The sequence below is a fragment of the Microcella sp. genome (assembly GCF_033763155.1).
GTDB lineage: Bacteria > Actinomycetota > Actinomycetes > Actinomycetales > Microbacteriaceae > Microcella.
Map to the genome: position 1 here is coordinate 1 of NZ_JANRKZ010000234.1, position 9,256 is coordinate 9,256.

The following is a 9,256-nucleotide window of genomic DNA, read 5'->3' on the forward strand; positions in this document are numbered from 1 at the left end:
AGAACGAACTCGATGAGCAGCACGAGCTTCTCGCCCACGGTCAGTCTCGGGGGTCGGCGTAGCATGACGGCCACGTGGTTGATCGACAGCGAGAGAGCCAACCCCGGCAAGACGAACATGCCGGTGATCAAGGCCTGAAGAGTGGGGAGAGCGCTGACGTCTCCCGTCAGACGCCAGTACCACGCCAGTGCACCCGCGAGTGCAGCGGCGGCGGCAACGGCCGGCTGTGACCAGAGCCACAACCGCTCTCCCGCGGTCATCGTGAGGCCATCGGCCGCGACCTCGCCGCGACGGTCGCTCATCGCTTCTCGATAAGGTCGGGGCGCACCGCGCGCGTGCGCTCGAGCTGCTGCTCGTGTCGCCACGCGGCGATCGCGGCATGGTTGCCGCTCAACAGCACCGGTGGAACCGTGAGATCGCGCCACGTCGGAGGCTTCGTGTAGCTCGGGTATTCGAGCAGTCCGTCTTCGTGGCTTTCTTCGCTCAGGCTCTCGGGGTTTCCGACGACACCCGGAACAAGGCGGCCGATCGCTTCGATCATTGCCATCGTCGCCACCTCCCCGCCATTCAGTACATAGTCGCCGATGCTGAGCACACGAACGTCTGTTCGCCCAGAGTAGTGGTCGACGACGCGCTGGTCGATGCCCTCGTATCGGCCGCACGCGAACACGAGATGCTCACGCTGAGCAAGCTCACGAGCCATGGCTTGCGTGAACGGATGCCCGGCCGGGCTCGGCACGATCAGCACGGTTTCGGGCGTCACGAGCGCGTCGAGCGCCTCACCCCAGGGTTCCGGCTTCATGACCATGCCCGCGCCGCCCCCGTAGGGAGTGTCATCGACAGTGCGGTGCCGGTCGTGCGTGTGATCGCGCAGATCGTGCACACCGACCTCGATGACACCGGCTGCGCGGGCGCGCCCGAGGAGAGACACGTCGAGCACCCCGAAGAACTCGGGAAAGATCGTGACGATGTCGAGGCGCACGCTCTGCAGTCTAGGCAGAGGCAGAGTCGCTGGGTGCGGCGGGTGCTGCATCGGCACCGTCATCGTCGGCAAGGTCTTCGAACAGTCCGGCGGGCGGAGTGATCGTGAGGGTTCCCCCGGCGATGTCTACCGTCGGCACGATGGCACTCACGAACGGCACGAGAACCTCGCGCTCGCCCGTCGCGATGACCAGCAAGTCTTGCGCCGGAAAGTGCTCAACGCGCGCAACGGTTCCGACAGCGACTCCGTCGCGCAGGGCGCGAAGGCCCACGAGTTGAAAGTCGTACCACGCGTCGGGCTCATCAGGCTCATCGACCTGCTGATCGATCCACAGAATCGCCTTGACGAGACTCTCGGCACCCGTGCGATCAGTGATTCCCTCGAAGAACCCGACGGGTTGCCCGTTGTACCACCGCAACTCGGCGAGGGTCAGCGTCTTGCCGTGCCACGGAGAGCTCGTCGGCACTTGCAGGGTGAAAACGGCACCCGGCGTGAACCGCTTGTCGGGGTCGTCGGTAAAGAGTTCGAGCTTGAGTGCGCCCTTGAGTCCGTGAGCTTTGGTGAGTCGACCAACCCGCAGCTGCTGCGCGGGGGTGCTCAAAGCTGATCGGTGTCGACGACGTCGACGCGAACGCGTCGACCATCGGCGAGCGATGAAATGACCGTGCGGAGTGCTTTGGCGGTGCGGCCGCCACGACCAATCACGCGGCCGAGGTCCTCGGGGTGCACACGCACCTCGAGGACCTCGCCACGAGCAGAGCTCTGCGCGACAACGGCGACATCGTCGGGGTGATCGACGATCCCCTTGACGAGATGTTCGAGCGTGTCAGCGAGCACTATCGTCAGGCCTTCTCAGCCTCAGTGTTCTCAGCGGCGTTGTCGTCGGCAGCGGCCTCGTCAGCAGCAGGCGCCTCAGCAGCAGCTTCCTCAGCGGGGGCAGCCTCAACAGCGGCTTCTTCGACAACCTCGGCAGCGGGCGCTTCGGCGGCCTCGTCGGCAGCGTCAGCGGCAGGAGCCTTTTCGGCAACCGCGGGCTTCTCGGCCTTGGGCTTGAGAACCGGCTTCTTCTTCTCGTCCATGACGAAAGCGGCCTTGGCCTCGGCAACCTTGACGGTGCTCTTGGCGTTCTTGTCGCCCGTGAACTGGCCCCAGTCGCCGGTCAGCTTGAGCAGCGCGAGAACCTGCGGGCTCGGCTGGGCGCCGACACTCAGCCAGTACTGAGCACGCTCAGAGTTGACCTCGATAACCGAGGGCTCTTCGGTCGGGTGGTACTTGCCGATCTCTTCGATGGCACGGCCGTCGCGCTTGGTGCGCGAGTCGGCGACGACGATGCGGTAGTACGGCGCACGAATCTTGCCCATGCGCTTGAGGCGGATCTTGACAGCCACGTTTCTCCGAAATGTTGAAGGGGGTGAGTTGCGACCGGCTGCGTGGGGCACACTCGGCGCGAAAGCTCGTGATGGATGCTCGCTCGGCCTGATTAGAGGGTCGGGCCCGCGAGCACTCGACCCCCCATTCTGGCAGATTTTCGCGCACCGCGCCGCCGCTGCCCCGCGGTGCCGTTCAGCGGTGGTCGTTGCGCCAGCTCAGCCACTCACGCACGGGGCCCATGTCGAACGTGGGCCCCTCGAATCCGTAGGTGAAGAGCGTGGCACCCGCCGCGTGCAACTCGTCGGCTTGCGCCATGCTGCGCTCACGAATCTCGACCGAGATCTCGATCTCGCTCACATCGCGTCCGACGGCCGCGCCGTGCTCGGCGAGGATGCCGAGCTTGCGCTCGAGCGTCGGCACATCGGCGAACGAGTGCCAGATATCGGCGTGCTGGGCAACGATGCGCAACGTCTTCTTTTCGCCGGCTCCCCCGATCAAGATGGGGATCTCGCGGGTGGGGGCGGGATTGAGACGCGACCAGCGATCACGGATGATCGGCAGGGAGTCGGCCAGAGCATCCAGTCGCCCGCCCACCGTGCCGAACTCGTAGCCGTATTCGTCGTAGTCGCGCTCGAACCAGCCCGACCCGGTGCCGAAGATGAACCGGCCGGTGCCGCCCTTGGCGCTGATGTGATCGATCGTGCGAGCCATGTCGGCCTGCAGGTTCGCGTTGCGGTAGCTGTTGCAGTTGACGAGGGCACCCAGCTCGGCGTGCGTGGTCTGCTCAGCGATCGCCGCGAGCATGGTCCACGACTCAAAGTGCAGCCCGTTGGGGTCGCCGTAGAGCGGATAGAAGTGGTCCCAGTTGAAGATCACGTCGACCCCGAGGTCATCGAGCTCGGCCGCGGCGTCGCGAATGCGCTCGTAGGAGGTGTGCTGGGGACGAATCTGAACGCCGAGGCGAACGGGTCGAGAAGTCATGCGGCTCAGCCTACGGTCGTGGCGCTGGTCGCGACCCGAGGCCAGGGGCTAGCGGCTTCGAGTTGTGCGGCAACGCTCAGCAGCAGCGCCTCCCCCGCGCCGTCGGCCGCGGGATGCGCCACGAGCTGCACACTCAGCGGCACCTGCGCGCCGGCGTGCCACCCGGCCGGAACCGCGGCGGCCGGCCACCCGAGCAGGTTCCACAGAGCCGCGTAGGGCGCGTAACCGATGTTCGCGCGCAGGTTCGCGACCCAGCCGCGTCGGTGCCAGCCTTCGGCAACGGGGCCCGGCTGGGCAAGGCCGGGCGTGAGAATGACGTCAACGTGTGCCGTCGCTGCCTCTACCTGCGCCCGCATGCGGTCGACGGGGCCGGGTCGCAGGGCGCCCAGTTGGCGCAAGCGACGGCCCGCCCGAACGTGAGCGCGCACACGCGGCTCGAGGTCGCGGTCGGCGATGCCCTCGTGTGCAGCGTCGTCGGCGGCCCCGGCAAACCAGCGCGCGAGCACCGGCAGCGGGTTGGCCGGGTAGGGAATGCGCAACTCAACGACCTCGTGACCAGCAGCCCGCAGGGTGTCGGCAGCGCGATCGGCGGCAGCCTTCCACTCGGGGTCGAGCGTCGCCAGCGGGGTCGGGATGCCCGTCGCGAGCCCGATGCGCACCGCGCGTGGCGCCGACACCTGGGCGAGCGCCGGGCGACCGGCCATGACCGAGAGCACGAGCGCGGCATCCGTCACCGTGGTCGCGAGCGGGCCGTTCTCGCTCATGCCAAACCAACTGTGCGCGCCCATGTCGGCGGGCACGAGGCCCGAACCGGGCTTGAGCCCGACGACTCCGCAGTTGGCGGCGGGAATGCGAATCGAGCCCATGCCGTCGGCCGCGTGCGCGACGGCGACCATGCCGCTCGCGACGGCCGAGGCTGAGCCACCTGACGAGCCGCCCGAGGTGCGCTCGAGGTTGTGCGGGTTGCGGGTGGTGCCGTAGACCGAGTCGGTCGTGCCAAACACACACAGCTCGGGCACACGCGTGATGCCGACGACGACCGCGCCCGCGGCCCTCAGCCGCGCGACGACCTCGTGGTCGGCCGAGCGAGGTTCGGCGCTAGTGCCGGTGCTGCCCTCGCGCATGGGTTCGCCCGCGACCGGCACATTGTCTTTGATGGCGATCGGCACTCCCGCGAGCGGCAGGCTCTCTCCCCCGGCGACGCGCGCATCGACGGCAGCGGCTTCGGCGAGCGCTTTCTCGGCGCGGACAATCTGAAACGCCCCCAGTGCGGGGTCGAGCGCGGCAATGCGATCGAGAGCGGCCCGGGTTTCGGCAACAGCGGTCGTCGAGCCGGCGCGCACAGCGGCCGCGGTCTCCGCAGCGGTGAGGAGGGTCATGCTGTCACCCTACGTCGCCCGCCGCGCGAGGCAGAGACCTAGCGGCCGAGCAGTTTCTGAATCGTCGCCAGGTCTTCGGCACTCGGCTGCGCGCCGCCCTTCGCCGCGCCTCCGCCGAGCCCGAATCCGCTTCCGGATGCGCCCGCCGCAACCCCCGGCTTGAGCCCTTGCGCGCGAGCGGCCTCTTCGGCCGCGCGCTTGGCCGGGTTGCCCGACTTCGACGCGCCCTTGCCCTTCTTTTTGGCCTGCGCTTTGCGCAGTGACGCGGCGCCGCCACCCCCGCCCATTCCGGGCATGGGACCCATTCCGGGAACCTGAGGAACACCGCCCTTGGCCACGGTCTTCATCATCTTCGCCGCTTGCTCGAAGCGCGTCACGAGAGCATTGACGTCGGTCACGGTCGTGCCCGAACCACGAGCGATGCGCACGCGACGAGATCCGTTGAGCAGCTTGGGCAGTCGCCGCTCGGCGGGCGTCATCGACTGAATGATGGCTTCGGTGCGCGTGAGTTCGCGTTCATCGAAGTTCTCGAGCTGCTCGCGCATGCCGCGGGCGCCGGGCAACATGCCGAGCATGTTCTTAATCGAGCCCATGTTCTTGAGCTGCTGCATCTGGGCGAGAAAGTCTTCGAGCGTGAAGCTGTCGGTCGCAAACTTCTCGGCCGTCTTGCGCGCGTCTTCTTCGTCGAAAGTCTTCTGCGCCTGCTCGATGAGCGTGAGAATGTCGCCGAGGTCGAGAATGCGGCTCGCCATGCGGTCGGGGTAGAACGGCTCAAAGTCGTCAAGACCCTCACCCGTCGACGCGAACATGATCGGCCGGCCCGTGATGCTTGCGACACTCAGCGCCGCACCACCGCGTGCGTCACCATCGAGCTTCGAGAGCACGACACCGGTGAAGTCGACGCCGTCTTGGAACGCTTTGGCCGTGGTGACGGCGTCTTGACCGATCATCGCGTCGATGACGAAGAGCACTTCGTCGGGGTCGACAGCCTTGCGGATGTCGGCGGCCTGCTTCATGAGTTCGGCATCGACACCGAGGCGACCGGCCGTGTCGACGATCACGACATCGTGCACATTCGTCTTCGCGTGCTTGAGTGCGTCTTTCGCTACGCGAACCGGGTCGCCCTTGCCATTGCCCGGTTCGGGTGCGAAGACGGCGACCCCGGCCTGCTCGGCGACGACCTGCAACTGCTGCACGGCGTTGGGCCGCTGTAGGTCGGCGGCGACGAGCAGAGGCGTGTGGCCATCCGCCTTCAGCCACTTGGCGAGCTTGCCCGCGAGCGTGGTCTTTCCGGCACCCTGCAGACCCGCGAGCATGATGACCGTAGGCGGGTTCTTGGCGAACTGCAGGCGACGCTGCTGGCCACCGAGAATCGTGATGAGCTCATCGTTGACGATCTGTACGACCTGCTGCGCCGGGTTCAGAGCCTTGTTGACCTCATCACCGAGAGCGCGCTCGCGCACCGCCGCCGTGAAGTCTTTGACCACCGGGAGGGCAACGTCGGCGTCAAGCAGGGCTCGCCGAATCTCGCGCACCGTGCCGTCGACGTCGGCCGGGCTGAGCTTGCCCTTCGTGCGCAGCGCGCTGAAGGTCGCGGTAAGCCGATCAGAGAGAGTGCCGAACGTCGCCATAGTGGCCCCATTCTAGGCGGGGCGGTCTGGTTGACTGGCCGTGCAGACACCCCAATCGCCTCGGGAGGCACCATGCGACGCGCAATCTTTGGCCACGAACCGCAGGTGGATGCCGCCGCGTGGGTCGCCCCGAATGCCACGCTCATCGGGCAGGTGCGCATCCACGCCCGCGCCTCGGTCTTCTACGGCGCCGTGCTTCGCGGCGACCGCGACCTCATTGAGGTGGGCGAAGGCTCGAACCTGCAAGACAACGTGACCGTGCACGGTGACCCCGGCAAACCCACGATCGTCGGCCGCGGTGTGAGCGTGGGACACAATGCGATGCTGCACGGCTGCGTCGTCGAAGACGACTGCCTCATTGGTATGAGCTCGACGGTTCTCAACGGTGCCGTCATCGGGCGCGAATCACTCGTCGCTGCGGGAGCCGTCGTGCTCGAGGGCACGATCGTGCCGCCGCGATCACTCGTGGCCGGCGTGCCCGCCAAGGTGCGACGCGAACTGACCGACGACGAAGTCGCGGGCAACCGGCGCAATGCCGAGACCTACCTCATGCTCGCCGCCGAGCACGCGGCGCTCGAGCTTTAGGGAACCAAACTCGCGGCAAACACGTGCGGCGTGAAGCCCGTGAGGTCGCCGATTCCCTCGCCTTGACCGATGAGCTTGATCGGGATGCCCGTCTGCTGCTGCACCCGCAACACGAAGCCACCCTTGGCCGAGCCGTCGAGCTTCGTGACGACGAGCCCCGTGACCCCCGCGCTCTCGATGAACGCCTCGGCTTGTGCGAGCCCGTTTTGGCCGGTCGTGCCATCGAGCACGAGCAGCACTTCAGCTATGGGCGTGAGCTTCTCGATCACTCTCGTGACCTTGCCCAGCTCGTCCATGAGGCCGGCCTTGGTTTGCAAGCGGCCCGCCGTGTCGACAATCGCGATGTCGATGCCGTTGTCGATCGCGAACTGCACCGTTTGGTAGGCCACGCTCGCGGGGTCTTGCCCGGCGTGCTGCGGGCGCACGACTTGCGCTCCCGCGCGCTCGGCCCACGTCGCGAGCTGGTCGACCGCCGCGGCACGGAACGTGTCGGCCGCGCCGACGACGACCGTGCGCCCGTATCCCGTCAAAAACTTGGCGAACTTGCCGATCGTCGTGGTCTTGCCCACGCCGTTGACGCCCACGACGAGCACGACAGCGGGCCGGTTGCTCAGGGTGAGCGTCGGGTCATGGGCCGCGAGGCGCTCTTCAATGGCTTCGCGCAGCATGCGCGTGAGGTCGCGCGGGTCGGTCGTCTTGAACTTGGCGACGTTGGCGCGCAGCTCACCGAGAATCTCGTCGGTGAGGTCGGGGCCAAAGTCGGCGCCGATGAGGGCAGCCTCGAGGTCGTCCCACGTGTCGTCGTCAATCGTGGGGTTCGTGAAGAGCCCGCGCAGGGCGCCGCCGAGTCGAAAGGTGCGGTCAGTCACCCTATTCGTCGCGCATCTTCTCGTAGATCTTCTTGCAGTCGGGGCAGACCGGAAACTTCTCGGGGTCGCGCCCCGGAATCCACTTCTTGCCGCACAGTGCGCGCACGGGCTTGCCCGTGAGCGCCGACTCGATGATCTTGTTCTTCGGCACGTAGTGCGAGAAACGTTCGTGGTCGCCGTCTTCGAGCTGTTCTTCGTTGAGCAGCTTTTCGAGCTCGCGGTCGAGCACGTCGGTTCCGCCGCCCTGTCCTGCCCCGCCCGGTTCGTCGAGAGTCGCCATGCGGGCATTCTACGCGGCGAGCGGATGCGCGGGCCGGGCCGAACGACGCTCTAGGTGCGCATCACGAGGTCGAGCAGCTCGGGCGCTCGCGCACGAAACGCGCGCCCACCGACGACGATGCCGAGTAAGAGCATCCCGACCCCCGTTGCGACGCCGGCGATACCTGCCACGACGAACCACGCGGGAGACGCGAAGCCCCAGCTCGCCACCACAAGTGCAGGGCCCATAAAGCCAATCGTTGCGAGCAGCGACAGCGATTGCGACCAGCCGGCGCGGGCGCCGAGGGTAGGCGGTTGGTCGAAGGGCCCGGCCCCGGGTCGCGCTGCGGGGTAGGCGGCGATGGCCGAGGCAACGCTTGATACGCCGAGTCCGGTCAACAGCACACCGACGCTGACACCCCACAGGGCGGGAAGCACCCCCTCGACACCTGACCACGTCGAGAAGAGCGGAGCGATCACCACGATGAGAGGGATTCCGAGGAGAAGCGGGGGAACACTCCGGCCCCAACGGTCGGCAGCACCCGGAACCGGCGCAGCCACGTGCGCCCACACCGCAGTGTGGTCATAGGCGACGTCATTGTGCGAGAACCAGCCGATAAAGAGCGCCAGCACCGGCAGGGGCAGCAGCCACAGTGGAGGAAGCGGGGCTCCGGCGGCCCCGAACGCGAGCATCATGATGACGGGTGCCACGGGCAACGCCACGAGCACGGCCCGATAGCGCGAATCGCGCGTCCAATAGAGCATGCTGCGCGCTGCGATGACCCCGGCCGGGGTTGCCGGCACGACATCAAACCACCCGAGACTCGTCGTTGAAACGATGCGCGCCGAACGTTGCGGCGCCTCCAGCAGTCGAGCGACCATCCACCCCCAGCCCCACGCGAGAACGACCACCATCACGAAGCCGCCCAGCACACGGGCGATCATCGGGCCCAGCTCGCTGTCGGGAACCGCCCAGAGCATTCCCACGGGCGTATTGGCGAGAGCGCCGGCGACGGCACCGACAGCGTCGTCGTCACGACCCGCCACGACGGTGAGAACCGTCGTTACGGCAGCGGCGAGCGCCACGGCGATGACGGCACGAGCCGAGACCGTGACGACCCGACGGGCAATCGTCGAGACGGCAACGTGTGTGCCGACCGCAACGAGATACTGCGACGTCAGGATGATCGCAATCGCCGC

The 9,256-nt window shown here is 67.2% G+C and carries 11 protein-coding genes and 1 pseudogene; 1 reads left to right on the top strand and 11 read right to left on the bottom strand.

The genetic code is table 11. From position 1 onward, the window contains the following. The 8 genes and pseudogenes from SFU54_RS10095 to ffh all read right to left on the bottom strand — a co-directional run. Nucleotides 1-302 (bottom strand): hypothetical protein (locus SFU54_RS10095; protein ID WP_319016147.1); only part of this gene is annotated, 302 nt, incomplete at its 3' end. Next, entirely contained in the window at nt 299-982 is a 684-nt protein-coding gene (trmD, locus tag SFU54_RS10100) for a tRNA (guanosine(37)-N1)-methyltransferase TrmD (protein WP_319016148.1), read from the bottom strand. The genes SFU54_RS10095 and trmD, both read right to left, overlap by 4 nt. Before the next feature lie 10 nt (nt 983-992). Beyond that, nucleotides 993-1,583 (bottom strand): ribosome maturation factor RimM, encoded by a 591-nt coding sequence (gene rimM, locus SFU54_RS10105; protein ID WP_319016149.1) that lies wholly within the window; start codon nt 1,581-1,583, stop codon nt 993-995. Then, nucleotides 1,580-1,819: an RNA-binding protein gene (locus SFU54_RS10110; RefSeq protein ID WP_255158931.1), complete on the bottom strand. Its 240-nt coding sequence runs from the start codon at nt 1,817-1,819 to the stop codon at nt 1,580-1,582. The genes rimM and SFU54_RS10110 overlap by 4 nt, the downstream gene beginning before the upstream one ends. A 92-nt stretch (nt 1,820-1,911) precedes the next feature. Next, nucleotides 1,912-2,370 (bottom strand): annotated as a pseudogene (gene rpsP / locus SFU54_RS10115) (30S ribosomal protein S16); the annotation flags it as partial. Nucleotides 2,371-2,545: 175 nt separating this feature from the next. Further along, a complete protein-coding gene (locus tag SFU54_RS10120) occupies nt 2,546-3,334 on the bottom strand; it encodes an LLM class F420-dependent oxidoreductase (RefSeq protein ID WP_319016150.1) in 789 nt (262 codons plus the stop codon). A gap of 5 nt (nt 3,335-3,339) precedes the next feature. Beyond that, the gene (locus tag SFU54_RS10125; RefSeq protein WP_319016151.1) at nt 3,340-4,713 is read right to left on the bottom strand and encodes an amidase; all 1,374 of its coding nucleotides are present in this window, start codon (nt 4,711-4,713) and stop codon (nt 3,340-3,342) included. Nucleotides 4,714-4,751: 38 nt separating this feature from the next. Beyond that, nucleotides 4,752-6,344: a signal recognition particle protein gene (gene ffh, locus SFU54_RS10130; RefSeq protein ID WP_319016152.1), complete on the bottom strand. Its 1,593-nt coding sequence runs from the start codon at nt 6,342-6,344 to the stop codon at nt 4,752-4,754. Between the two features lie 72 nt (nt 6,345-6,416). Here ffh and SFU54_RS10135 point away from each other — a divergent pair, with 72 nt between their 5' ends. Further along, nucleotides 6,417-6,929, top strand: a complete 513-nt coding sequence (locus SFU54_RS10135; RefSeq protein ID WP_319016153.1) for a gamma carbonic anhydrase family protein — start codon at nt 6,417-6,419, stop codon at nt 6,927-6,929. Here SFU54_RS10135 and ftsY read toward each other — a convergent pair. From ftsY to SFU54_RS10150, 3 genes are all read right to left on the bottom strand, one after another. Then, nucleotides 6,926-7,798, bottom strand: a complete 873-nt coding sequence (gene ftsY / locus SFU54_RS10140) for a signal recognition particle-docking protein FtsY (RefSeq protein ID WP_319016154.1) — start codon at nt 7,796-7,798, stop codon at nt 6,926-6,928. The two genes, SFU54_RS10135 and ftsY, sit on opposite strands and share 4 nt — an antisense overlap. Nucleotide 7,799: 1 nt before the next feature. Continuing rightward, nucleotides 7,800-8,078 (bottom strand): DUF3039 domain-containing protein, encoded by a 279-nt coding sequence (locus SFU54_RS10145; RefSeq protein WP_319016155.1) that lies wholly within the window; start codon nt 8,076-8,078, stop codon nt 7,800-7,802. 50 nt (nt 8,079-8,128) lie between these two features. After that, nucleotides 8,129-9,256 (bottom strand): hypothetical protein (locus SFU54_RS10150; RefSeq protein WP_319016156.1); only part of this gene is annotated, 1,128 nt, incomplete at its 5' end.

Bases quoted from the DNA above. Each gene is read 5' to 3' on its own strand.
- SFU54_RS10145 (WP_319016155.1), bottom strand. From the start codon at position 8,078: ATGGCGACTCTCGACGAACCGGGCGGGGCAGGACAGGGCGGCGGAACC.
- ffh (WP_319016152.1), bottom strand. From the start codon at position 6,344: ATGGCGACGTTCGGCACTCTCTCTGATCGGCTTACCGCGACCTTCAGC.
- SFU54_RS10135 (WP_319016153.1), top strand. From the start codon at position 6,417: ATGCGACGCGCAATCTTTGGCCACGAACCGCAGGTGGATGCCGCCGCG.
- SFU54_RS10120 (WP_319016150.1), bottom strand. From the start codon at position 3,334: ATGACTTCTCGACCCGTTCGCCTCGGCGTTCAGATTCGTCCCCAGCAC.
- SFU54_RS10125 (WP_319016151.1), bottom strand. From the start codon at position 4,713: ATGACCCTCCTCACCGCTGCGGAGACCGCGGCCGCTGTGCGCGCCGGC.